26 protein-coding genes are annotated in these 23818 nt (G+C 72.5%); 18 read left to right on the top strand and 8 right to left on the bottom strand.

Annotated features, from left to right (window positions below):
* Positions 1-31 precede the first annotated feature (31 nt).
* The gene (gene glmM / locus BT364_RS20750) at positions 32-1390 is read left to right on the top strand and encodes a phosphoglucosamine mutase (RefSeq protein WP_072486700.1); all 1359 of its coding nucleotides are present in this window, start codon (positions 32-34) and stop codon (positions 1388-1390) included.
* 9 nt (positions 1391-1399) lie between these two features.
* Here glmM and BT364_RS20745 read toward each other — a convergent pair whose 3' ends face one another.
* From BT364_RS20745 to BT364_RS20730, 4 genes are all read right to left on the bottom strand, one after another.
* Positions 1400-2356, bottom strand: coding sequence for a DUF389 domain-containing protein (locus BT364_RS20745; RefSeq protein WP_072486699.1), 957 nt, complete (start codon positions 2354-2356; stop codon positions 1400-1402).
* Positions 2357-2383: 27 nt separating this feature from the next.
* Positions 2384-3379 (bottom strand): type I pantothenate kinase, encoded by a 996-nt coding sequence (gene coaA, locus BT364_RS20740; RefSeq protein WP_072486698.1) that lies wholly within the window; start codon positions 3377-3379, stop codon positions 2384-2386.
* Positions 3380-3646: 267 nt separating this feature from the next.
* Positions 3647-4633, bottom strand: coding sequence for a CU044_5270 family protein (locus BT364_RS20735; protein WP_072486697.1), 987 nt, complete (start codon positions 4631-4633; stop codon positions 3647-3649).
* Positions 4621-5226 (bottom strand): RNA polymerase sigma factor, encoded by a 606-nt coding sequence (locus tag BT364_RS20730; protein ID WP_072486696.1) that lies wholly within the window; start codon positions 5224-5226, stop codon positions 4621-4623. Before BT364_RS20730 ends, BT364_RS20735 begins: the two co-directional genes overlap by 13 nt.
* 359 nt (positions 5227-5585) lie before the next feature.
* Here BT364_RS20730 and glmS point away from each other — a divergent pair, with 359 nt between their 5' ends.
* From glmS to BT364_RS20690, 8 genes are all read left to right on the top strand, one after another.
* The gene (gene glmS / locus BT364_RS20725) at positions 5586-7433 is read left to right on the top strand and encodes a glutamine--fructose-6-phosphate transaminase (isomerizing) (RefSeq protein WP_072486695.1); all 1848 of its coding nucleotides are present in this window, start codon (positions 5586-5588) and stop codon (positions 7431-7433) included.
* A gap of 20 nt (positions 7434-7453) precedes the next feature.
* Positions 7454-7822: a holo-ACP synthase gene (locus BT364_RS20720; protein ID WP_072486694.1), complete on the top strand. Its 369-nt coding sequence runs from the start codon at positions 7454-7456 to the stop codon at positions 7820-7822.
* Positions 7823-7826: 4 nt separating this feature from the next.
* Complete coding sequence (locus BT364_RS20715) at positions 7827-9278, top strand: bifunctional ADP-dependent NAD(P)H-hydrate dehydratase/NAD(P)H-hydrate epimerase (RefSeq protein ID WP_072486693.1); 1452 nt, start codon at positions 7827-7829, stop codon at positions 9276-9278.
* A 50-nt stretch (positions 9279-9328) separates the two neighbouring features.
* Positions 9329-9712 carry a DUF488 domain-containing protein gene (locus BT364_RS20710; RefSeq protein ID WP_072486692.1) on the top strand — a complete coding sequence of 128 codons (384 nt, stop codon included), beginning with the start codon at positions 9329-9331 and terminating at the stop codon, positions 9710-9712.
* A 62-nt stretch (positions 9713-9774) separates the two neighbouring features.
* Positions 9775-10929, top strand: a complete 1155-nt coding sequence (gene alr, locus BT364_RS20705) for an alanine racemase (protein WP_072486691.1) — start codon at positions 9775-9777, stop codon at positions 10927-10929.
* Between the two features lie 93 nt (positions 10930-11022).
* Positions 11023-12276, top strand: coding sequence for an alpha/beta fold hydrolase (locus BT364_RS20700; RefSeq protein WP_072486690.1), 1254 nt, complete (start codon positions 11023-11025; stop codon positions 12274-12276).
* Positions 12245-12775, top strand: coding sequence for a tRNA (adenosine(37)-N6)-threonylcarbamoyltransferase complex ATPase subunit type 1 TsaE (gene tsaE / locus BT364_RS20695; protein ID WP_072486689.1), 531 nt, complete (start codon positions 12245-12247; stop codon positions 12773-12775). Before BT364_RS20700 ends, tsaE begins: the two co-directional genes overlap by 32 nt.
* A gap of 130 nt (positions 12776-12905) precedes the next feature.
* Positions 12906-13094 carry a hypothetical protein gene (locus BT364_RS20690; RefSeq protein ID WP_072486688.1) on the top strand — a complete coding sequence of 63 codons (189 nt, stop codon included), beginning with the start codon at positions 12906-12908 and terminating at the stop codon, positions 13092-13094.
* Positions 13095-13110: 16 nt separating this feature from the next.
* On the opposite strand, the gene BT364_RS20685 is transcribed toward BT364_RS20690, so the two are convergent.
* A complete protein-coding gene (locus tag BT364_RS20685) occupies positions 13111-13671 on the bottom strand; it encodes a hypothetical protein (RefSeq protein WP_256260095.1) in 561 nt (186 codons plus the stop codon).
* A 153-nt stretch (positions 13672-13824) separates the two neighbouring features.
* Here BT364_RS20685 and tsaB point away from each other — a divergent pair, with 153 nt between their 5' ends.
* From tsaB to BT364_RS20665, 4 genes are read left to right on the top strand one after another with little or no spacing between them, the layout of a single operon-like run.
* Complete coding sequence (tsaB, locus tag BT364_RS20680) at positions 13825-14487, top strand: tRNA (adenosine(37)-N6)-threonylcarbamoyltransferase complex dimerization subunit type 1 TsaB (RefSeq protein ID WP_256260094.1); 663 nt, start codon at positions 13825-13827, stop codon at positions 14485-14487.
* Positions 14484-14999, top strand: a complete 516-nt coding sequence (gene rimI / locus BT364_RS20675) for a ribosomal protein S18-alanine N-acetyltransferase (RefSeq protein ID WP_072486686.1) — start codon at positions 14484-14486, stop codon at positions 14997-14999. Before tsaB ends, rimI begins: the two co-directional genes overlap by 4 nt.
* Positions 14999-16099: a tRNA (adenosine(37)-N6)-threonylcarbamoyltransferase complex transferase subunit TsaD gene (tsaD, locus tag BT364_RS20670; RefSeq protein ID WP_072486685.1), complete on the top strand. Its 1101-nt coding sequence runs from the start codon at positions 14999-15001 to the stop codon at positions 16097-16099. Before rimI ends, tsaD begins: the two co-directional genes overlap by 1 nt.
* Complete coding sequence (locus BT364_RS20665; RefSeq protein WP_072486684.1) at positions 16096-16374, top strand: hypothetical protein; 279 nt, start codon at positions 16096-16098, stop codon at positions 16372-16374. Before tsaD ends, BT364_RS20665 begins: the two co-directional genes overlap by 4 nt.
* 8 nt (positions 16375-16382) lie before the next feature.
* Here BT364_RS20665 and BT364_RS20660 read toward each other — a convergent pair whose 3' ends face one another.
* On the bottom strand, positions 16383-17120 hold the full coding sequence (locus BT364_RS20660; protein ID WP_072486683.1) for a TetR/AcrR family transcriptional regulator: 738 nt from the start codon (positions 17118-17120) through the stop codon (positions 16383-16385).
* Positions 17121-17294: 174 nt separating this feature from the next.
* Between BT364_RS20660 and BT364_RS20655 the strand changes: the two genes are divergently transcribed.
* The 3 genes from BT364_RS20655 to BT364_RS20645 all read left to right on the top strand — a co-directional run bounded on the left by BT364_RS20655 (position 17295) and on the right by BT364_RS20645 (position 20075).
* Positions 17295-18743, top strand: coding sequence for an MFS transporter (locus BT364_RS20655; RefSeq protein WP_072486722.1), 1449 nt, complete (start codon positions 17295-17297; stop codon positions 18741-18743).
* 250 nt (positions 18744-18993) lie between these two features.
* Positions 18994-19659: a hypothetical protein gene (locus tag BT364_RS20650; protein WP_072486682.1), complete on the top strand. Its 666-nt coding sequence runs from the start codon at positions 18994-18996 to the stop codon at positions 19657-19659.
* 50 nt (positions 19660-19709) lie between these two features.
* Complete coding sequence (locus BT364_RS20645; protein ID WP_072486681.1) at positions 19710-20075, top strand: hypothetical protein; 366 nt, start codon at positions 19710-19712, stop codon at positions 20073-20075.
* Positions 20076-20091: 16 nt separating this feature from the next.
* Here the strand turns inward: BT364_RS20645 and BT364_RS20640 are convergent, their stop codons facing one another.
* Positions 20092-21345: a THUMP-like domain-containing protein gene (locus BT364_RS20640; protein ID WP_079179557.1), complete on the bottom strand. Its 1254-nt coding sequence runs from the start codon at positions 21343-21345 to the stop codon at positions 20092-20094.
* A 115-nt stretch (positions 21346-21460) separates the two neighbouring features.
* Here BT364_RS20640 and BT364_RS20635 point away from each other — a divergent pair, with 115 nt between their 5' ends.
* Positions 21461-22438, top strand: a complete 978-nt coding sequence (locus BT364_RS20635; protein WP_256260093.1) for a polysaccharide deacetylase family protein — start codon at positions 21461-21463, stop codon at positions 22436-22438.
* A gap of 205 nt (positions 22439-22643) precedes the next feature.
* On the opposite strand, the gene BT364_RS41010 is transcribed toward BT364_RS20635, so the two are convergent.
* The gene (locus BT364_RS41010) at positions 22644-23120 is read right to left on the bottom strand and encodes a DUF6234 family protein (protein WP_143166522.1); all 477 of its coding nucleotides are present in this window, start codon (positions 23118-23120) and stop codon (positions 22644-22646) included.
* Between the two features lie 328 nt (positions 23121-23448).
* Between BT364_RS41010 and groES the strand changes: the two genes are divergently transcribed.
* Positions 23449-23757: a co-chaperone GroES gene (gene groES, locus BT364_RS20625; RefSeq protein ID WP_018101172.1), complete on the top strand. Its 309-nt coding sequence runs from the start codon at positions 23449-23451 to the stop codon at positions 23755-23757.
* The last annotated feature ends 61 nt before the right edge of the window (positions 23758-23818 follow it).

Raw genomic sequence — 23818 nt, 5'->3', positions numbered from 1 at the left:
TGCGGTTTCGGAGCATCTTCGGAGGACACCAGTGGGACGACTTTTCGGCACGGACGGTGTGCGCGGTGTCGCCAATGCGGATCTGACGGCCGAGCTGGCGCTCGGTCTCTCGGTCGCTGCGGCGCATGTTCTCGCCGAGGGGAGCACCCCCGACGGAACCAGGCCGACAGCCGTGGTGGGCCGTGACCCACGCGCGTCCGGAGAGTTCCTGGAGGCCGCCGTGGTGGCCGGCCTCGCCAGCGCCGGCGTGGACGTCCTGCGCGTCGGTGTGCTGCCCACCCCGGCGGTGGCGTACCTCACCGGCGCGCTCGGTGCCGACCTCGGCGTGATGCTCTCCGCGAGCCACAACTCCATGCCGGACAACGGTGTCAAGTTCATCGCCCGCGGCGGTCACAAGCTCTCCGACGAGCTGGAGGACCGGATCGAGACGATCTACCGGCAGCACCGCACCGGTGAGCCGTGGGAGCGCCCGACCGGTGCCGGTGTGGGACGCGTCACCGAGTACACGGAGGGCTTCGACCGTTACGTGGCCCACCTCGTCGCGGTCCTGCCGAACCGGCTCGACGGGCTGAAGGTCGTGCTCGACGAGGCGCACGGCGCGGCCGCCCGGGTCTCGCCCGAGGCCTTCGCGCGGGCCGGCGCCGAGGTGATCACGATCGGTGCCGACCCGAACGGCCTGAACATCAACGACGGCTGCGGATCCACCCACCTGGAGCCGCTGAAGGCCGCCGTCGTCGAGCACGGCGCCGACTTCGGCATCGCGCACGACGGCGACGCCGACCGCTGCCTGGCCGTGGACGCCTCGGGGGAGGAGGTCGACGGCGACCAGATCCTGGCCGTCCTCGCCCTCGCCATGCGTGAGGCCGGACAGCTGCGCAAGGACACCGTGGTCGGCACCGTCATGTCCAACCTCGGCTTCAAGATCGCGATGGAGCGGGAGGGCATCCAGCTCGTCCAGACCGCCGTCGGCGACCGCTACGTACTGGAGTCGATGAAGGCCGAGGGCTACGCGCTGGGCGGCGAGCAGTCCGGCCATGTCATCGTGCTGGACCACGCCACGACCGGCGACGGCACCCTGACCGGCCTGCTGCTGGCGGCCCGGGTCGCCGCGACCGGCCGTACCCTCGCCGACCTGGCCGGGGTCATGCAGCGGCTGCCGCAGCTGCTGATCAACGTCCGCGACGTCGACAAGTCCCGCGTCAAAACCTCCCCCGAGATCGCCGAGGCCGTGGCCGAGGCCGAGCGCGAGCTGGGCTCCACCGGGCGCGTGCTGCTGCGCCAGTCGGGCACGGAGCCGCTGGTGCGGGTCATGGTCGAGGCAGCCGACATCGACCAGGCGCGGGCGATCGCCGAGCGGCTGGCCGACGTGGTGAAGTCCGCGCTGGGGTAGTCCAGGCGCTTATTCGCCGGACGGGTTCGCGACGAGGCCCGTCCGGCGGAGGTGTGCCTTCCACAGGGCCTTCTGGACCAGCAGGGTCAGCGTCCCCGCGACCACGATCCCGCCGAGGTTCGCCAGCAGTTGCGTCGCGGAGCCCGTCATCTGGTGGTAGTCGCTGTAGCTGAACGCCACCGCCGCGTTGGACGCGGCCGGCACGGTCGTCACCGAGATGGCGACCCCGATCAGCGCCCCGGACTTCGCCGAGGTCAGCGAGAGCGTGCCGGCGATCCCGGCCAGGAAGGCCACCACGAACGACATCGCGTCGGGATTCCAGATGAACGCCGTGTTGGGACGGTCGGCCTCGATCATCGAGCGGGTGAACAGCCCCAGGGCGTCCATCAGCCATGCGAAGCCGACCGTCAGCGCCATAGCCAGGGCGAAGCCGCCGATCAGCGCGTACAGGGAACGCAGCGCCAGCCGCGGAGCGCGCTGCACCAGGGCCGTCGAGATCCCGGCCAGCGGCCCGAACTCCGGGCCGACCGCCATCGCGCCCACGATCAGGATCGCGTTGTCGAGCATCACACCGCAGGCGGCGAGCATCACCGCGACGGTGAGGAACGCCACGTACGTGACGCTGAACGTCGACTCCTCGTGGGTCGCCTCCGTCAGCTCCTCCCACAGCACCGCGTCCGCGCCCTCGCCCGGCGCGTCCTCCTCGGCCTTGTCGGCGTGGGCGGAGAGCGTCAGATCCATGTTCTCGACGGTGATCGAACCGGACTTGTCGATACCGAGGCGGCGCAGCGCGGAGATCAGCTCGTCACCCGCCTCGCGGGCCACGTCGCACAGCACCAGGTCACCCGCCGGGTCGCGGGCGGCCCCGGCCATCACGACGAGATGTGTCGTGCCGAGGGTGCGCTCCAGCAGGTGCAGCACCTCGTCCGTACGGTCGGCGGGGACGATCAGGCGCAGATGCAGCACGTGGCCACTCCCAGGGGGCTCGCAGGCTCAGAGTTTGCGCAGGGACAGCCGCTGGACCTTGTGGTCCGGGCCCTTGCGGAGCACCAGGGTGGCACGGCCCCGGGTGGGCGCCACATTCTCCACCAGATTGGGCTTGTTGATGGTCCGCCACATCGTCGCCGCGTACTCCATGGCCTCCTCCTCGGAGACCTGGGTGTACTTGCGGAAGTACGAGAAGGGGTTCTGGAACGCCGTCTCCCGCAGCTTCCGGAACCGGCTGAGGTACCAGCTCTCGATGTCCTCGGTGCGCGCGTCCACGTACACGCTGAAGTCGAAGTAGTCGGCGAGGCCGACCCTGGTCCGGCCGTCCTTGCCGGGCATCGCGGGCTGAAGCACGTTCAGCCCCTCGACGATCAGGATGTCCGGACGGCGTACGGTGAGCCGCTCGTCCGGCACGATGTCGTAGATCAGATGCGAGTAGACGGGCGCCGTCACCTCGTCCTTGCCGGCCTTGATGTCGGCGACGAACCGGGTCAGGGCGCGCCGGTCGTACGACTCGGGGAACCCCTTGCGCGACATCAGGCCGCGGGCCCGGAGCTCCTTCATCGGCAGCAGGAACCCGTCCGTGGTCACCAGCTCCACGCGCGGATGCTCGGGCCAGCGGGCCAGCAGCGCCTGGAGGATGCGCGCGGTGGTGGACTTGCCGACCGCGACACTGCCCGCGACGCCTATGACGAACGGGGTGCCGCGCTGCGCGCCGTGGCCGCCGCCCGCGTCCCCGAGGAAGGTGTTCAGTGCGCCGCGCAGACCCGAGGTGGCCTGGACGTAGAGATTGAGGAGCCGGGAGAGCGGCAGATAGACGTCCCGTACCTCGTCGAGGTCGATGACATCGCCGAGCCCGCGCAGCTGCTCCACCTCGTCGGCGGTCAGCGGGAGCGGCGTCTTGTCGCGCAGGGCGCTCCACTCGGCGCGGGACAGGTCGACGTACGGCGTCGCCGCATGCTCTGCGCGTCGGTGGGTGCTCCGTGGCGGCGAAGTGATCACGGGTTCATTGTTGCGGGAGTTCTGACGGAGTGGAGGGTGGGCTCGGTCACGTAGGGGAGGGGGACAGCAGGGCGGGAACTGCGACGGTGTGACCGGTCCTTCGGCGCCGGACATGCGCCCCACCCCCCGATTCTCGGCCGACCGGCCGGAATCGGTGCCGGTCGGCGGCGACGCCATGATGCACCCGGGGTCACCCGCCGCCGTCGGCGAGGTCCGGTGTCCGCACCCCTGCAGCGGACACCGGACCCGGTTCACGGCCCCGTGGGATCAGGGCTTCTCGCCCTTGGCGTCCACGACGGCGGCCTCGATCCGGGCTTCGCTCGTCAGGATCTGCCCCGCCTTGAACGTGAACGTCTGGCGCTCCACCTTGCCGTCGGAGAGCGTGTACGCGTAGTTCTCGGCGACCACGAAGCGCATACCGGCATAGCTGAAGTCGTTCGGGCTGAGCAGGATCTCCCGCTGTTCGTGGCCGCCGTCCTCCTTCCGGGTGATGGCGATGGCCTCGCGCCCGGCCGCGTCCTTCACCAGGTGGTCGGTGACGTGCACGCCGGGGATGGTGGCCATGGCCCGGTAGATCCGGGCGAGGGCGGCCGGGGCGACCGGGTACGCCTGGGCCATCAGCCCGATCGCGCGGAAGCTGTGCTGTGCCTTGCCCTCGGGCGGGCTCTCGGCCGTGTGGTCGGTCGGATAGAACGAGCGGATCTTCGCCAGCAGCTGCGCCGGGTCGTCGGGCAGTGTGTTCGCGGCCCGGTAGACCTGACGTGCCGTGCGGTAGTCGTCGTCCTTGCCGTTCTCGGCCGCGCCGGAGTTGTCGTACGGAACCCAGCTGTCGGGGTCGTCCTTGACGGGGCCGGGGGACGAGCCGTTCTGGCCGCCCTGTGAGGCCGCCTGGGCCGTCCTGGTGTAGATCCACTGGTCGTCGCGCGGCTCCGGCCCGGCCGACTGCTTCTCCAGTGCGTCGGCGGCCCGGTTCAGCACCCCGGCCGGGCTGTCCAGCCGCAGCGTCCCGGAGGCCGAGGCGGGCCCGGAGCGTGCGGGCGCGGCGGCGTCCCCGAGCTGGGTGCCGAGCACCGCCGCGACGGTGATCGCCGCGGCCGCGCCGACCGCGGTGACCCGCCAGTCCGCCCGCAGGCGGCGGGCGCGGCCGCCCGATGCCGCGGCCTCGGTGAGCCGCTGCCGGCCCGGGGCGAGCGCCCCGCGGTCGGGAACGGGTGCGTCCGCGCGCAGCTCGCGCAGCTGGGTCATTTCGTCCATGACGGGCTCAGCTCCATGGCGTCGGGCGTGAACGAGGGATCCATGCAGAGGGCCTCGCGGACCTTGCGGCGGGCGCGATTGAGGCGGGACCGTACGGTGCCGAGCGGGATGCCCAGCGCCTCGGCGACCTCCTGGTACCCGAGGTCGGCCCAGGCGACGAGCAGCAGTACGTGGCGGTCGCCCGGCGAGAGCGCGGCGAGCGCCACCGCCAGGGGTGCCTGGGCGGCGATCCGGTCGTCGCAGCGGTCGCTCCAGGAGGCGGCCACCGGGTCCTGACCGGTACGGGCCAGGGCCCGCAGCCCGCGCTCCTCGCTGCGCCGGTGCTTGCCGATGAGGTTCGCGGCGATGCCGTACAGCCAGGGGCGGGCGCTGCGGCGGGAGCTGTCGTAGCGGCGCCGGGAGCGGAAGGCGATGAGGAAGGTCTCCGCCGTGATGTCGTCCGCCGCGCCCTCCCCGAGGCGGCGGGCGGCATAGCGGTGGATGTCCGGTGCGTGACGGTCGTAGAGACCGGCGAATATCTCGGGCTCCTCCAGCGACTGCGCGATGACCTCGGCGTCGTCGTGCAGGCTGGCGCTGGCCGGTGGTCCGGTCACATCGGCTCCTGGGGCTCGGTGGGAGAGCGTGTCACCCCTTGTTCCCCGCCGGGGCCGGAAAGGTTCACAGGGTAGCCCTGCTTCCGCTCGGCCCACCGCCCTCTTCACGAGCGTGCCGATCCTCGCCGCGTCCTCGTCGGTCAGCTCCTTCAGGGCGAAGGAGGACGGCCCCATGGCGCCTCCGTCGAGGTTCGCCCGGTCGCTGAAGCCGGACATCGCGTACCGCGTCCGGCCCTCGCACCCCCCGCCCCTCCCATGCCGCCCCGTCCGCCGCACGCGCCACGCCGTCCTCCCTGCCGCCCCGTTCACCTTCTGCGACGATGCGAAGAAGAGGGGCGGATGGCCAGGAAGGGAACGGTATGTGCGGAATCGTCGGTTACGTCGGTGGACAGTCGGCGCAGGACGTCGTCGTCGCGGGTCTCAAGCGCCTCGAGTACCGGGGCTACGACTCGGCGGGCCTCGCCGTGCTCGCGGACGGCGGCCTGGCCGCCGCCAAGAAGGCCGGCAAGCTCGTCAATCTGGAGAAGACGCTGGCCGAGGCGCCGCTCCCGGCCGGGACCACCGGGATCGGACACACCCGCTGGGCCACCCACGGCGCCCCCACCGACACCAATGCCCACCCGCACCTCGACAACGCGGGCCGCGTCGCCGTCGTGCACAACGGGATCATCGAGAACTTCGCCGCCCTGCGCGCCGAACTCGCCGAGCGCGGCCACGAGCTGGCCTCCGAGACCGACACCGAGGTCGTCGCCCATCTGCTGGCCGAGGCGTTCTCCTCCTGCGCCGACCCGGCGGAGGCGATGCGGCAGGTCTGCCGCCGGCTGGAGGGCGCCTTCACCCTCGTCGCCGTGCACGCGGACGCGCCCGGCACCGTGGTCGGGGCCCGGCGCAACTCGCCGCTCGTGGTGGGGGTGGGGGATGGCGAGTCGTTCCTGGCCTCCGACGTCGCCGCGTTCATCGCGCACACCCGCTCCGCGATCGAGCTGGGCCAGGACCAGGTGGTCGAGCTGCGCCGCGAGGGGGTCACCGTCACCGACTTCGACGGGCGGCCAGCCGAGGTCCGCAAGTACCACGTGGACTGGGACGTCTCCGCCGCCGAGAAGGGCGGCCACGACTACTTCATGCTCAAGGAGATCGCCGAACAGCCCAGGGCAGTCGCCGACACGCTCCTCGGCCGGATCGACGGCTCGGGCTCGCTCCGCCTCGACGAGGTGCGCATCCCGCCGCACGAGCTGCGCGAGGTCGACAAGGTCGTCATCGTGGCCTGCGGCACCGCCTTCCACTCCGGGATGATCGCCAAGTACGCCATCGAGCACTGGACCCGCATCCCCTGCGAGACCGAGCTGGCCAGCGAGTTCCGCTACCGCGACCCGATCCTCGACCAGCGCACCCTGGTCGTCGCGATCTCGCAGTCCGGCGAGACGATGGACACCCTGATGGCCCTGCGGCACGCCCGCGAACAGGGCGCCAAGGTCCTCGCCATCTGCAACACGAACGGCTCCACCATCCCCCGGGAGTCCGACGCCGTGCTCTACACGCACGCCGGACCCGAGGTCGCCGTCGCCTCCACCAAGGCCTTCCTCACCCAGCTGGTCGCCTGCTACCTCGTCGCCCTGTATCTCGGACAGATCCGGGGGACGAAGTGGGGCGACGAGATCCGCACCGTCATCCGCCAGCTCTCCGAGATCTCCGGCGCCGTCGAACAGGTCCTGGGGACCATGGAGCCGGTGCGCGAACTCGCCCGCTCCCTCGCCGGTCACGACACCGTGCTCTTCCTGGGCCGCCACGTCGGCTATCCGGTGGCCCTGGAAGGCGCGTTGAAGCTCAAGGAGCTCGCGTACATGCACGCCGAGGGCTTCGCCGCCGGTGAGCTCAAGCACGGCCCGATCGCGCTCATCGAGGACGGCCTCCCGGTCGTCGTGGTGGTGCCGTCGCCGCGCGGCCGGTCGCTGCTGCACGACAAGGTCGTGTCGAACATCCAGGAGATCAGGGCCCGTGGCGCCCGCACCGTCGTCATCGCCGAGGAGGGCGACGAGGCGGTCGTCCCGTACGCCGACCACCTGATCCGGATTCCCATTACGCCTACGCTGCTTCAGCCGCTGGTGTCGACCGTGCCGTTGCAGGTCTTCGCCTGCGAACTGGCGACGGCCCGCGGCAACGATGTGGACCAGCCGCGCAATCTGGCGAAGTCCGTGACCGTGGAGTAGCGAGGGATGAGGGAACACGCGTGATCATCGGGGTCGGGATCGACGTGGCCGAGATCGAACGGTTCGACGCGGCGCTGGAACGTACGCCGCAGATGGCCGAACGGCTTTTCGTGGAGCGGGAGTTGCTGCTGCGCAGCGGCGAGCGGCGCGGCATCGCCTCGCTCGCCGCCCGGTTCGCCGCGAAGGAGGCCCTCGCGAAGGCGCTCGGCGCGCCCGCCGGACTGCTCTGGACGGACGCCGAGGTGTACGTCGAGGACAGCGGGCAGCCCCGGCTGCGGGTCCGCGGCACCGTCGCCGCCCGCGCCGCCGAGCTGGGCGTACGGCACTGGCACGTGTCGCTCAGCCACGACGCGGGGGTGGCGTCGGCCGTGGTGATCGCGGAGGGTTGAGCACATGCGTACCGCCTACAGCGTCGATACCGTACGGGCCGCCGAGCGGGCCCTGATGTCCCGGCTGCCCGAGGGCGCGCTGATGCAGCGCGCCGCCGCCGGACTCGCCGCGGCCTGCACCGATGTGCTGCGGCGGCGCGGCCGGGTGTACGGGGCCCGGGTCGTCCTCCTCGTCGGCAGCGGCGACAACGGGGGCGACGCGCTGTACGCGGGCGCCCGGCTCGCCCGCCGGGGCGCCGGGGTGCGCGCCGTGCTCACCGCACCGGACCGCGTCCACGAGGGCGGCCTCGCCGCCCTGCTCGCGGCCGGCGGGCGGATCGCGGAGGGCGCGGACGCCTGGGGCGGCCACATCGATCTCGTGGTGGACGGGATCACCGGCATCGGCGGACGGGGCGGGCTGCGTCCGGACGCCGCCGAGCTGGTGCGGGCTCTCGCGGCGACCGGCGCGCCGCTCGTCGCCGTCGACCTGCCCAGCGGGGTCGAGGCCGGCACCGGCGAGGTGCTCGGTGAGGCGGTGCGCGCCGATGTGACCGTCACCTTCGGCACGTACAAGCCGGGCCTGCTCGTCGACCCGGCCGCCGAACGGGCCGGCGCGCTCCACCTCGTCGACATCGGGCTCGGGCCCGAACTGCCGGACGTACCCGAGCTGGAGGCGCTCCAGTACGCGGACGTCGCAGCCCTGCTGCCGGTCCCGGGGGCCGAGAGCGACAAGTACCGGCGCGGGGTCGTCGGCGTCGTCGCCGGTTCCGCGCGCTACCCGGGCGCGGCGGTGCTGGCCGTCTCCGGGGCGCTGCGGGGCGGCGCGGGAGCCGTGCGGTACGTCGGTCCGGGCGCGGCCGCGGTGATCGCCCGTCATCCCGAGACGCTGGTCCACGCGGGGCCGCCGTCGAAGGCGGGACGGGTGCAGGCCTGGGTCGTCGGGCCCGGACTCGGTGACGGCGCGGAGGCCGCCGAGGCGGTCCGGGGCGTGCTGGCGGCGGACGTCGCGGTGCTGGTGGACGCGGACGGGCTGCGGCTGCTGGACGCCGGTGCCCTGCGCGCGCGCACCGCGCCGACCGTCCTCACCCCGCACGCCGGTGAGGCCGCCGCGCTGCTCGGCGTCCCGCGCGAGGAGGTCGAGGCGGGGCGGCTCGCCGCCGTACGGGAACTGGCCGCCCGCTACCGCGCCACGGTCCTGCTCAAGGGGTCGACGACCCTGGTCGCCGGCGACGACCCGGACACTCCCGTACGGGTCAATCCGACCGGCACCTCCTGGCTGGCCACGGCCGGCAGCGGCGACGTCCTCTCGGGGCTGACCGGCTCCCTGCTCGCCGCGGGCCTCGCCCCGCGCGACGCCGCGTCGGCCGGCGCCCATCTGCACGGACTCGCCGCCCGCCACGCCTCCGACGGCTCGCCCGTCGCCGCGCAGGACGTCGCGGAGGCGATCCCGGTGGCGTGGCGGGACGTACGGGCCTGAGTGATCCTGGGCCCAGCGGGGACCGACCGCAGCCGACAGGAGGGCCGACCGTGGGCAGCAGCGACGTACGCGTACGCCGGGTGTACGAGCCGAAGGAGGACGGCGACGGCACCCGCGTCCTCGTCGACCGGCTCTGGCCGCGCGGAGAGTCCAAGGAGAAGGCCGCGATCGACAAGTGGCTCAAGGACATCACCCCGTCGAACGAGCTCCGCGACTGGTACCACGAGGACCGCACCGGGACCCGCTACGACGAGTTCGTCGAGCGCTACCGCACCGAACTGGCCGACCCCGTCCACACGGCGGCCGTCCATGAACTGGTCGAACTGGTCCGGGCGGGCGGCCCGGTGACCCTGGTCACCGCCGTCAAGGACGTACCGCACAGCCATGTCCCGGTCATCGTCGACCAGCTGGAACACGAACTGCGCCGTCGCTGAGAGGCTGTCGGGTGACCTGCCGCCCGAGGGTGCTGCCGTACGCCTCTGAGAGACTGGGCGCGATGAACGAGACAGCGTCCTTGAGAGCCCGTGCCGAGATCGACCTCGACGCATTGCGCGCCAACGTGCGTGCGCTGCGCGCGCGGGCGGGCGGCGCGCAACTCATGGCCGTCGTCAAGTCCGACGCGTACGGGCACGGCGCGGTGCCCTGCGCCCGCGCCGCGCTGGAGGCCGGGGCGACCTGGCTGGGCACCGCGACACCGCAGGAGGCGCTCGCCCTGCGGGAGGCCGGACTCGGCGGCCGGGTGATGTGCTGGCTGTGGACCCCGGGCGGCCCCTGGCGCGAGGCGATCGAGGCCGACATCGATGTGTCGGTGAGCGGGATGTGGGCCCTGCGCGAGGTCGTCGCCGCCGCCACGGAGGCGGGCATCCCGGCCCGGATCCAGCTCAAGGCCGACACCGGCCTCGGGCGCAACGGCTGCCAGCCCGCCGACTGGCCGGAGCTGGTCGCCGCCGCCCGCGGTGCCGAGGACGCGGGCACCGTCCGGATCACCGGCCTCTGGTCCCACTTCGCCTGCGCCGACGAGCCCGGCCACCCCTCCATCGCCGCCCAGCTCGCCGTGTTCCGGGACATGGTGGCGCACGCGGAGAAGGAGGGCGTCGACCCCGAGGTACGCCACATGGCCAACTCCCCGGCGACGCTGACGATCCCCGAGGCGCACTTCGACCTGGTCCGGACCGGGATCGCGATGTACGGCATCTCGCCCAGCCCCGAGCTGGGCACCCCGGCCGACTTCGGGCTGCGCCCCGTCATGACGCTCGTCGCGTCGATCGCCCTGGTCAAGCAGGTGCCGGCCGGCCACGGGATCAGCTACGGCCACCACTACACGACCTCCGCCGAGACCACCCTGGGCCTGGTGCCGGTCGGCTACGCGGACGGCATCCCGCGCCACGCCTCCGGCCGTGCCCCGGTCCTGGTCGGCGGCGTCACCCGGCGGATCGCCGGCCGGGTGGCCATGGATCAGTTCGTCGTCGACCTCGACGGGGACGAGATCGAGGCCGGCAGCGAGGCGGTGCTCTTCGGCCCGGGGGACCGGGGCGAGCCGAGCGCCGAGGACTGGGCGCAGGCCGCCGACACGATCGCGTACGAGATCGTCACCCGGATCGGCACCCGCGTACCGCGTGTGCATCTGCACGCGACCCCGGCCGAGTCCTGACCGATCGTCCACGGCTGACCGGGCACGATCTGATCACGACCGGAACAGACCGGCCCTGACCTGACGGACACGACCGACGAGGAGCGCGGCACGGTGAGCGAGATCAGCGCGGGGGACGCGGTGACGACGGCTGCTACGGCGGTCGGCTGGCGCCGGGCCGGTATCGCCGGAGCCGCCATAGGCGTGATCGCGGCGGGCGCGGCGGCCGGTGTCGCGGTCGAGCGGCTCACCGTCGGCCGGGGCATGCGCAGAAGGGCCAGGCTGGCCCTGGACGCCACCGGGCCGTACGGCTCGCTGCGCGGGCTGCCGGGCCGGGCCACCGCCGAGGACGGCACCGAGCTGTACTACGAGGTCGACGAGGTCGAACCGGGCACCGCCACGGGCACCGCCGCGGGCGGTGGCGAGGCGGCCGGTTCCGGCACGCGCCGCCGCAGGCTCTTCGGCCGCAAGGATCCCGCGCCGGTCACCGTGGTCTTCAGCCACGGCTACTGCCTCAGCCAGGACTCCTGGCACTTCCAGCGGGCGGCGCTGCGCGGTCTGGTGCGCACCGTCCACTGGGACCAGCGCAGCCACGGCCGCTCCGAGCGGGGCCGGGCCCAGGCGGACGGGGTGACGGTCGGCATCGACCAGCTCGGCCGCGACCTGAAGGCGGTGATCGACGCGGCGGCCCCCGAGGGCAGGCTGGTGCTGGTCGGGCACTCGATGGGCGGCATGACGATGATGGCGCTCGCCGACCAGTTCCCCGCGCTGGTCCGGGACCGGGTCGCCGCCGTCGCCCTCGTCGGCACGTCGAGCGGGAAGCTCGGCGAGGTCAGTTTCGGGCTGCCGGTCGCGGGCGTGAACGCGGTACGGCGGGTGCTGCCCGGGGTACTCCGGGCGCTCGGCTCCCAGGCCGAGCTGGTGGAGCGGGGCCGCCGGGCGACCGCCGACCTCTTCGCCGGGCTGATCAAGCGGTACTCGTTCGGTTCGCGGGACGTCGACCCGGCGGTGGAGCGGTTCGCCGAGCGGCTCATCGAGTCGACCCCGATCGATGTGGTCGCCGAGTTCTATCCGGCCTTCACCGAACACGACAAGAGCGGTGCGCTGCCCGCCTTCCGTGACATCCCGGTGCTGATCCTGGCGGGCGACAAGGACCTGGTGACGCCCAGCTCGCACAGCGAGACCATCGCGGACCAGCTCCCGGACGCGGAGCTGGTCATCGTCCCGGACGCGGGCCATCTGGTGATGCTGGAGCACCCCGAGACGGTCACGGACCGGATGGCGGACCTGCTGGTACGCATCGGAGCCGTGCCGGCAACGGCTAACGTTGGCAGGCATGGAAGCACCGCACAACAGCCTGGCGGCTGAGGCCACCGAGGGCGCCGCGCCGGGCACCGTCACCGTCGGCCTGGCCGTCGAGTCCCCCGAACAGATGCAGGCGCTCGGCCGCCGGATCGCCGCGATCCTGCTCCCCGGCGACCTCGTGATGCTCACCGGCGAGCTCGGTGCCGGGAAGACGACGCTGACCCGGGGCCTCGGCGAGGGCCTCGGAGTGCGTGGCGCGGTCACGTCCCCCACCTTCGTGATCGCCCGGGTCCACCCCTCGCTGACCGGCGGTCCGGCACTGGTCCACGTCGACGCGTACCGCCTGGGCGGCGGGCTCGACGAGATGGAGGACCTGGACCTCGATGTGTCGCTGCCGGAGTCGGTGGTGGTCGTGGAGTGGGGCGACGGCAAGGTCGAGGAGCTCTCGGACGACCGGCTGCAGGTGGTGATCGACCGCGCGGTCGGTGACACGGACGACGAGCGGCGCGAGGTGACGCTGGTGGGGATCGGGGCGCGCTGGGCGGGACTGCGCGAAGTCTGAGCGCGGGGCCGGATTCCGACAGGCTGTCGGCAAATTGTTGCGCCGGGCCGTGCGGGCGTGGTCACATGGATGACGAGAGCTGGTTAGGTCTGCCTAACCACGCCTTCCGCCGGAGCCCCAGGAGGCATCCATGACGACGTCCGCCGAACGCGAAGTGCCGCCGCCATCGATGAAGGACCTGCTGGCGGCCTGCGCCGCGGCCACGGCGGTCTCCACGCCGCCACCCTCCGAGGACGAGGACAAAGGCGAGGGCGACGGAACTCCGGCCGCCCCCGAACCCCGCTCCGGATCCGACCTTCCCGGGCCCAGGGAGGCCTAGGGAGGGGCAGGGAGGTCTAGGGGAGGACGACGACCTTCGTGCCCACCATCGCGAAGTCCCACATCGCGTCCCCGTCGGCCCGGGACATCCGCACGCCACCCGTCTTCAGCGTCGGGTCCGGGCTCTCCATCGAGCCGTCCACCGCCGCGCTGAAGCCCACGGCCACGTCGTCCACCATCGCGAACCGCACCACGTGTTCGATCATCACGCCGTCCGAGCCCTTGGTGGGGGCTCCCGAGCGCGGGGTGTTCACCCGATAGGTGCCGGGGAGCGGATTCAGGGAGCTCGGCATGACCTCGAAGGTCCGGTCCACCTTCCCGTCCGCGTCGACGAGCCACACGCGACGGTCCTCCAGGGCGTACACGACCCGCTTCCCGGTGCCGGAACCGGAGGGGAGCGCGGCCGGGCGCGGCTTCTCCTTCGGCTTCGCGTGCTCGGTGGCGGTGGCGGAAGCCTTCGGTTTGGGGGCCGCGAGGTTGTCGGGGGCGTTCGCCGATGCCTGGAAGGCCAGGACGCCGACGGCGACGAGCGCCGCCGCAGTGAGCCCGGCCACGATTCCCGAGCTGCCCCTAGACACCGTGCGCGCCCCTTTCGCTTCCGTATGTCGTACAAGCGTTTAGCGTTTACGTCGTACTCGCGTGTGCACGGTGACGGTAGCAGCCGGGGCCGGTCGTGCCGGGACGCCGTACGGGGCGCCGTGCCCCCGTCGGCGGAGCCGTAGGCTGTTTGCGTGCTCTTGCTCGCCGTGGATACCGCCACCCCCGCCGTCACCGTCGCCCTTCACGACGGGACCTCCGTCGTCGCCGAGTCCGGACAGGTCGACGCCCGAAGGCACGGGGAGCTGCTGCTGCCCGCCGTCGACCGGGTGCTCGCCGAGGCCGGCGTGAAACTCGACGCCGTGACGGACATGGTCGTCGGCGTCGGCCCCGGACCCTACACCGGGCTCCGGGTCGGTCTGGTCACTGCCGCGACCTTCGGCTCCGCCCTCTCCGTCCCCGTGCACGGGCTGTGCACCCTGGACGGTCTCGCGTACGCCGCGGGCCGGGCCGGGCTGGAGGGCCCGTTCGCCGTCGCGACGGACGCCCGCCGCAAGGAGGTCTACTGGGCGAGGTACGACGACCCGCGCACCCGGGTCACCGGGCCCGCCGTCGACCGGCCCGCCGACATCGCCGCACAGCTCGCCGGGCTTCCCGTCGTCGGTGCGGGCGCGGTGCTCTACCCCGAGGCGTTCCCGGACGCCCGGGAGCCCGAGCACGTCAGCGCCGGCGCGCTGGCCGCCCTCGCCGCCGAGCGGCTCGCCGCGGGCGCGGAGCTGCTGCCGCCGCAGCCGCTCTACCTCCGCCGGCCCGACGCCCAGGTGCCGAAGAACTACAAGGTGGTCACCCCCAAGTGACGAGCACGACTGCCGTTCTGCGCGAGATGCGCTGGTGGGACATCGATCCGGTGCTGGAGCTCGAACACGAGCTGTTCCCGGACGACGCCTGGTCGGCCGGCATGTTCTGGTCCGAGCTGGCGCACTCCCGCGGCCCCCGCGCCACCCGCCGCTATGTCGTCGCCGAGGACCCCGTCATCGGCCGGATCGTCGGCTACGCGGGCCTCGCCGCGGCCGACGACCTCGCCGACGTACAGACGATCGGGGTCACCCGCGACCACTGGGGCGGCGGCCTCGGCTCCGTGCTCCTCACCGACCTGCTGAAGCACGCCACGGCCTTCGAGTGCACCGAGGTGCTGCTCGAGGTCCGCGTCGACAACACCCGGGCCCAGAAGCTGTACGAACGCTTCGGCTTCGAACCGATCGGCTTCCGCCGCGGCTACTACCAGCCGGGGAACATCGACGCGCTCGTCATGCGCCTCCACGTACAAGAGCACGTGCAAGAACACGTACAGGAAACAGAGACTGACTGATGGCTGACGAACCGCTCGTACTCGGCATCGAGACCTCCTGCGACGAGACCGGCGTCGGCATCGTCCGGGGTACGACGCTGCTCGCCGACGCCGTCGCGTCCAGCGTCGACACGCACGCCCGCTTCGGCGGCGTCGTCCCGGAGATCGCCTCCCGCGCCCATCTGGAGGCGATGGTCCCCACCATCGAGCGCGCCCTGAAGGAGGCCGGGATCAGCGCCCGCGACCTCGACGGCATCTCCGTCACCGCGGGCCCCGGGCTCGCGGGCGCGCTGCTGGTCGGTGTATCGGCGGCGAAGGCGTACGCGTACGCGCTGAACAAGCCGCTCTACGGGGTGAACCACCTCGCCTCGCACATCTGCGTGGACCAGCTGGAGCACGGCCCGCTGCCCGAGCCGACGATGGCGCTGCTGGTCAGCGGCGGCCACTCCTCGCTGCTGCTCGCGCCGGACATCACCAATGACGTACGGCCGCTGGGCGCGACCATCGACGACGCGGCGGGCGAGGCTTTCGACAAGATCGCCCGGGTGCTGGACCTCGGCTTCCCCGGCGGCCCGGTCATCGACCGGCTTGCGAAGGAGGGCGACCCGGCCGCGATCGCGTTCCCGCGCGGGCTCACCGGTTCGCGCGATCCCGCCTACGACTTCTCCTTCTCGGGCCTGAAGACCTCGGTGGCCCGCTGGATCGAGGCCAAGCGGGCGGCGGGCGAGGAGGTGCCGGTACGGGACGTGGCGGCGTCCTTCCAGGAGGCCGTGGTGGACGTGCTCACCCGCAAGGCCGTCCGGGCCTGCAAGGACGAGGGCGTCGACCACCTGATGATCGGCGGCGGTGTCGCGGCCAACTCGCGGCTGCGGGCGCTGGCCGAGGAGCGGTGCGAGCGGGCCGGCATCCGGCTGCGGGTGCCGCGCCCCGGGCTGTGCACGGACAACGGCGCGATGGTCGCGGCGCTGGGCGCGGAGATGGTCGCCCGCAACCGGCCGGCCTCGGACCTGGAACTGTCCGCGGACTCCTCGCTGCCGGTGACCGACACCCATGTGCCGGGCGCCTTGGCGCACGACCACGACCACGTCCACGAGATCAGCAAGGACAACCTCTACTCATGACCGTCGCACTCATGTGGGAGGCCCGTGCCGTGGCGGGCCGGGGCGCCGAACTCCTGGAGTGGGCGCGGGCCCGTTCGGCCGAGCTTGCCCGGGAGCCGCTCCGCCGCGAGCTGCTGCGCGCCCCGCAGGACCGGGTCCTGGTCATCACCTGGTGGGCGGGGGAGTACGGCGACGAGCTGCCCGAAATCCCCGAGCCGGACGCCGAGTTGATCACCCGCCCGGTGCACCGCTGGCGCTTCGAGTCGCTGGGGGACGGCGGACCCGTCACCGGCTGACCGGCTCCTCAGCCGACGGCGGTTCCCCGCTCGATCAGTCCCCGGACGATCGCGTCCAGTTCGTCCGCCACCTCGTAGTCGGCGGCGTACGCCCGCCACTCGTCCTTGATCGCGGCGAGCCGGGGCAGCGTCGCCGCGTCCTCTTCGGTCACCATCTCGGGGAACCAACGCTTGTTCGGCGGGTTCTGCGTGCGGCGTTCGGCTGCCCGGCGGAAGACCAGGTCGCCGTAGACATAACTCCAGATCGTCCGGTACGCGCGTACCGCCTGGGCGGGGGAGAGGCCGCAGGCGAGCGCCGAGTCGATGATCTCCTCGACCATCCACAGCGCGTTCTTGTCGGTCAGTTCGCCCAGCGCCAGGATGTCCAGCACCCACGGGAGCCGGGCCAGGACGCCGTGCAAGTGCACGGCCACGGCGAGCAGCCGTTCGCGCGGGTCCTCGGGCAGCTCGGGCCGGGGGAAGGCGGCCGCGGTGCCCGACAGGGTGAGCATCAGCAGCTCGTCCTTGTCCTGCACGTAGTGGTAGAGCGCCATCGGGGTGGAGCCGAGTTCTTTCGCCACCCGCCGCATGCTCAGGGCGTCCACGCCCTCTTCCTCGATGATGCGGCGCGCGGTGGCGACCATCGCGTCCGGGTCGAGCCTGCGTGGCCGCCCCACGGACCGCTTCTCAGGCGCCTGCTTCTTCGCAGGCGCCTTCTTTATGGGTGCCTTCTTCGCCGGTGCCTGCTTCTTCTCGGTCCCTGCCACCTCGGCATTGTCTCCCGTACCACTGCTCCCGCTCCTTCCCGGGCCCCTCGCACGTAATTTCTATACGCGTATAGTAATGACTCGACCGAATGACCGCGAGGGAAGGGAAACGTCGTGAGCGATCAGTCACGACATACGCGCTGGCTGCTGTCGGTGGCTCTCACCGTGCAGTTCATGGTGGCGCTGGACATGTCCGTGGTGAACGTCGCGCTGCCGGACATGCGCGGCGATCTCGGCTTCACGCCCCAGGGGCTGCTGTGGGTGGTGAACGCCTACGCACTGGCCTTCGGCGGGCTGCTGATGCTCGGCGGGCGGCTCGCCGACCTGTTCGGCAGCCGCCGGATCCTGACGGCGGGCCTGGTGCTGTTCGGCGCGGCGAGCCTGGCGGGCGGGCTCGCCCGGTCGCCGGGCGGGCTGATCGCCGCGCGGGCGGTGCAGGGGATCGGCGCCGCCGCGCTCGCCCCGGTCGCCTTCGCCCTGATCGCCCTGGCCTTCCCGGCCGGGCCCGCCCGTTCCCGCGCCCTGGGGCTGTGGGGCATGGCGGGGGCGGCGGGCGGCGCGGTCGGGGTGCTCGCGGGCGGGGTGCTCACCGATGCGGCGGGCTGGCGCGCGGTGATGCTGGTGAATGGGCCGATCGTGGGGTTCGCGCTGGTGGGGGCCGTGCGCAGCGGACTGCGGGGCGAGCCGGCCCGCACCAACGGCCGGCTCGATGTGGCCGGAGCGCTGCTGGCCACCGCGGGCACGACGCTGCTGGTCCTCGGACTCGTACGGACATCGACCGACGCATGGGGGTCGGCCCGGACGCTGGGCACGCTCGGCGCCGCCGTGCTGCTGCTGACCGTCTTCGTCGTCGTCGAGCTGCGGGCCCGCACTCCGCTGCTCCGTCCCGGGCTGCTGAGGGGGCGGCCGGTGCTGACCGCCAATGTCGTCTGCCTGCTGCTGAGCTCCGGGCAGTTCGCCGCGTTCTACTTCGTCTCGCTCTACATGCAGCAGGTGCTCGACTACGGGCCGACCGCCGCCGGTGTCGCCTTCCTGCCGTTCTCGGCGGGCGTCGTCGCCGGCTCGCTCGTCGCCACCCGTACGGTCGCGGCGCTCGGCACCGGACGGCTGCTGGCGCTCGGCGGCTTCCTGGCCGCGCTCGGCCTGGCCGGATTCGCGGTGACGGCGGAGGCGGACGGCGGCTTCCTGTACTCGATCCTCGGCCCGTCGCTGGTCTGCAGCATCGGCATCGGGATGTGCTTCGTACCGCTCGGCACGGCGGCCACGACCGATGTGGCGCCCGAGGAGACGGGCATGGCCTCCGGGCTGTTGAACAGCTCCCGTCAGGTGGGCGGCTCGCTGGGGCTCGCGGTCCTGGTCACCGTCGCCGCCCGGGTCACCGGCGACGGAAACCGTCCGGCCGACCTGGCGGCCGGGTACTCGGCGGCGTTCTGGGTCTGTGCCGGGCTGCTCACCGTCGCGGCACTGGTGGCCCTGGTGCTGCTCCCGGGACGGGGGCGGGCGGCTGCGGCGGGGGCTCCGGAGGCCGGCCCGGAGACCGCTCCGGTGGCCGGGCCGGAAATTTCTCAGAAGAGTTTCCAGGGAACTGTCGATCCGGCCGGGCCCCGTTCGACGCAGGGGTGAGAGGCGGGGAAAGCCCCCGCCCGTCCGACCTGGGTGTCACCATGCCGCGCTTCATGTCACTGATCCGTATCGACGAGCAGAACCCCTTCGACGCCCCGGACCCCGAGTTCGACCAGCGCATGGGCGCCCTGTTCGAGGAGATCACGAAGGCGGGCGTCATGCTGGAGACGGCGGGGCCCACTCCCACCTCCTGGAGGCGGTGCGCAACGCCCGAACCGACCTCCCCCGCGCGGTCGGTAGGGTCTGCCCCATGTCTCGCCGCGCACAACTGCCGCCACCGCCACCGCCCGTGGAGATACGTTCCTGGCCCGACCGGGAGGCCCTGCTGACCGACCGGGCCGCGGTGCTCGGCGCGTTGGTGAAGGCGCATGTGTCACCGGGCCGACTGGCGATGCTGTGGCTGTGGGGAGCGCTCTGCGCGCTCGGCTGGCTGCTGGTGGGCACGGCGCTGATCACCTTCGAGGAGTCCTACGACGTCATCAGCGCCGCGATCGGTGTGGTCCTCGCAGCCATGGGCGTCGGCTGTGTGGTGCCCGCGGTCGTCCTCGTCGTCGTCGGCCTGCGCCGCGACCGCGGGATCCGCCGGCTGCTCGACGCCTGGGGCGGCTTGGACCGCGATCCGGCACGCGACGCGGCCCTGCGGATGCCGGGCGCCTCGCTCGCCTGGCTGCTGATGTCCTTCGCGCTCTGCGCGGCCGGGCTGTACGCCTGCTTCGCCGTCCCGGCCAGCGGCGTGCTGGAAGGAAACGCGTACGGTCTGGCCGTCCTGGTCATGGGGCTGGGGCTGACCGGCTGGATCGTCGGACTCATCGGCCTCGTCAAGGCGTTCGCCCACCGGCGCTGGGTGCTGCGGGTACTGGCCGGGGCGCCCGCTGCGGAGCCGCTGTTCTCCGCCGGGGGCGGTGCCCACCGCTGACCGCGGACCTATCCTGACAGGACACATGGGTCACGCCGGGGGAGGGCGACATGGAGTGGTACTGGTGGGTGCTCATCATCTTCTGGACGGGCGGCTTCGGATGGGCCGTCGACAACGTCCGTACAGCACTGCGCAATCGGCACGACCGCAAGCTGGAACTGCTGGAGGCCTCCCGGCAGGAGCGGCTGGCCCTCGAAGCGGCGAACAGGCCGCCGGAGCCGGTCTGCGGCTGCACACACCATCTCGCCAAGCACGACAAGCAGGGCAAGTGCCATGAGCGGGTCGAGGTGCCGACGGCCTGGGACGAGTCCAAGAAGCCGGTCCGCTTCGAGTCCGGGCAGTGCAACTGCCAGCAGTACGTGGGCCCCCAGCCGCTCTCGCAGGTGTACGCGGAGGATCTGACCGACCTCGCCTGACCGGCCGTCCGGCGCCTCAGGCCGGGCCGGTCAGCGGGTGGCCGATCAGCATCGTCGGCGCTCCGGCCACCCGGGTCAGGAAGACCGTCGCGGAGTTCGGCCCCTGGAGCTTCATCCGGCGTCGCAGCTCCTCCGGTTCGACCGCCGAGCCGCGCTTCTTGACGGTCAGTACGCCCACCTTCCGCTCCCGCAGCAGCGCCTTCAGCTTCTTCATGTTGAAGGGCAACTCGTCGGTGATCTCGTACCCGGAGGTGTACGGGGACTCGTACGGCCGGTCGCCCGTGATGTACGCGATGGTCTCGTCGATCAGCCGGCCCTCGCACCGCGCGACGATGTCGGCGACCAGATGGGCGCGGATGACGGCGCCGTCCGGCTCGTACAGATAGCGGCCGACCGGGCCGACGGGCGCGGCGGGCAGCGGGGCCCCGGACCACAGGGTGGCCCCGGCCGGGAGCACGGTGGCGCGGTACGAACCGGCCGCGAAGCCCTCGCCGAACCAGAGCACCGCCTCCTTCACGTCCCCGCCGTCCGAGATCCACTCGGCCTCCGCCTGCGCCGGGATCGCCTCGTGCGGGATGCCCGGAGCGATCTTCAGCGCGGCGCGGGGGGCCGCGAGCGCGGCACCGGTCGCCCAGGAGAGCGGCGGCGAGTACGCCTCGGGGTCGAAGATCCTGCCCCTGCCGCCGCGCCGGGCCGGGTCGACGAAGACCGCGTCGTACGGCGCGGTGTCGATCTCGGCGACATCGGCGCACCGCACCTCGATCAGCTCGTCCAGCCCGAGCGCGGCGGCGTTGGCGCGGGCCACCTCGGCGGTCAGCGGGTCGCGGTCCACGGCGAGCACCGAGATGCCCGCCCGCGCGAGCGCGATCGCGTCGCCGCCGATCCCGCAGCAGAGGTCGGCGACCGTGCGCACCGCGCCCGTCTTTGCGAACCGCCGCGCTCGATGGGCGGCCACCGACGTACGGGTCGCCTGCTCGACGCCGTTGGGCGTGAAGAACATCCGGTACGCGTCCTCGGTGCCGAACTTCGCCACCGCCCGCTGCCGCAGCCGCGCCTGCCCCAGCGCCGCCGACACCAGGGCGGCCGGGTGGGTGCGGCGCAGCCGGGTGGCGGTGGCGAGTTCCTGGGCGGGGTCGTACGACCGCAGCTCGTCCAGGAGCGCGGCGCCCTCGGGGGTGCGCAGGGCCAGGAAGGCGGCGAGCGGGTCGGGGGCGTCGGACCGGTCGTCGGCGGACGGGTCGTTCGGGGCGAGAGCGTTCACCCGCCCCATTGTGAGCCAGCCGGGTAGACCGGCGGGCCCGGCGGCGGTGTCGGGCCGGGAGGTCGATCGCGTGCTGGCAGGATGCGGCGCCATGCAGCTTGTACGACAAAAGGAAGAAATGACTATGAAGCGGCGCAGATCGTTCGCGCCCGATTCCGGACGGGGGCGGGGCCCCGGCGGGCACCGGCCCGCCTGCGCCGTCCTGGCCGCGCTCCTGGTCGCCGCGGTCGGCTCCGGCTGCGCCTCCGGGTCCGGCGGGCAGCCGAGCGACACCGAGCACCGGGACCGGCCGGCCGCCGGGCACCCGGGCGGAGAACCCGCCGCGGACCCCGCCGCCGGGCACCCGGGCGGCCCCGGCGTCCATGAGAACGCGAAGTTCAGCCCGGCCGTGCGGGCGGCGCTCGCCAAGAAGTGGGGGCTGGAGAAGACGCCGCTGATCGCACCGCGGCCGCCCGCCGTGAAGCCGCGCATCATCACCCGTGAGGGCTTCGAGGTGGAGGGCGGCGACGACTCGCTGCCGCCGGTCTTCACCACCGTCCCGACCAAGGACCGCGTCGTCTTCCTGACGATGGACGACGGTTCCGAGAAGGACCCCGAGCTGTTGCAGATGATGGACGAGCTGGACATCCCGTACAGCGCGTTCCTCAGCGACTACGAGGTGAGCGACAACTACGGGTACTTCGGCGAGGCGCAGCGGCTGGGTGTCACCCTCAACAACCACACGCTCAACCATCCCTATCTGCCCGGCCTCTCGTACGCCGAGCAGAAGCGCGAGATCTGCGACGAGCAGGAGATCATCGAGAAGCAGTTCGGGCAGCGGCCCAGACTCTTCCGCCCGCCGTTCGGCAACTACAACGGGGACACGCTCCGCATCGCGAAGTCCTGCGGGATCGAGGCCGTGCCGCTCTGGAACGCCGAGGCGTTCCCGGACCACATGGAGTGGCGCGAGGAGGACGAGGACCTGCACCCCGGCGACATCATCCTCACGCACTTCCGGGGCCGCGCGGAATGGGACGGCAGCATGGCCGACCTGGTCCGGGCGGTCATGAAGACCGTCACGGACCGGGGCTATGCCGTGGCCCGACTGGAGGACTACGTATGAGAGGCGCGCACCGGCTGCTGGCCGGACTGCTGGTGGCCGGTGCCCTCCTGACCGCCACCGGCTGCGCACAGTCGGTGGACCCGATCGAGCGGCTGGGCCGCAAGGCCGCGCAGCGGGTGCACCACCCGTCGCCCACGCCCGCCGCGGGCCCGCCGGCCCGCGGTGATCACGGCGAGTCGGGGTCGACGGTCGTGATCTCCTGCCGTCAGCCGCCGGAGTCCCGGCACTCGCGGTCGTCGCCGCCGCTGAGGCACTGGTGGCCGGCCCGGCCGGGATCGTACGAGGGAGTGGGCGCGGGCGCCGGGTGCGAACGGCGGTAGTCCTCGTGCCCGACCTGCACCGTCACCACGCACAGCACCAGCGCCGCCAGCAGCTGGATCACGCCCGCCCGGGGCCAGTTGCCGCGGATCAGCACGACGCCGAACAGGCAGATCACCGCGGCGATCCCGCCGAGGACGAGGACGGGTGCCCAGTCCATCGGCGGCGGGCCCGCCGTCTCCGTGCCGCCGAGGTCCGTGCGCGAAAAGGCCAGTTGGACGGTGGCGACCGCACAGATCAGCCCCTCCAGGAGGACCAGCAGCAGTCCGAGCACCACATCGAGGCAGCCGTTCACGGCACGCGATGCATGCGGCCGCCGCCCGGACTGCTGGTCCGGCCGCGGGCAGGGGGAGGGACGGGTCATGTCCACACGGTCGTACGGAACGGTCCGGTCCGTCCGTACGTTGTCCCCATGTTGTCCGGACCGTTGTCCGGACCGTTGTCCGGACCGTGCCCCGGTCGTCGTCTTCCGGGCCGCCGGAGCTGCGCACCGGCGACGCCACGATCGCTTGAATTGGCACTCCGCTTGACCGAGTGCTAATCGCGGTCATAGTCTCGGTGCTGGCACTCACCACTGGAGAGTGCCAGCAGTACTGCGCGACTGGCAGGTCCGGCACCCGCGACGACGGATCGACCTGGTCGCCACCCCAAGACTGTTACCCCGTGAGATCTCCGAAGGGGGAGACCGGATCGTGTCGACCGCCAGCTCCAAGGTTGCGATCAAGCCGCTCGAGGACCGCATTGTGGTCCAGCCGCTCGACGCCGAGCAGACCACGGCCTCCGGCCTGGTCATTCCGGACACCGCCAAGGAGAAGCCCCAGGAGGGCGTCGTCCTGGCCGTGGGCCCGGGCCGCTTCGAGAACGGCGAGCGCCTTCCGCTCGACGTCAAGACCGGCGACGTCGTGCTGTACAGCAAGTACGGCGGCACCGAGGTGAAGTACAACGGCGAGGAGTACCTCGTTCTCTCGGCTCGCGACGTGCTCGCGATCATCGAGAAGTAATTCACCCACGTTTGCTTCTGTTCTGCGCCCCTGGCCCCCGCGAATAACCAGCCGGGTGGTC

The sequence above is a fragment of the Streptomyces atratus genome (assembly GCF_900119365.1).
Classification (GTDB): Bacteria; Actinomycetota; Actinomycetes; order Streptomycetales; family Streptomycetaceae; genus Streptomyces; species Streptomyces atratus_B.
This window is presented reverse-complemented; position numbering and strand designations above follow the sequence as displayed.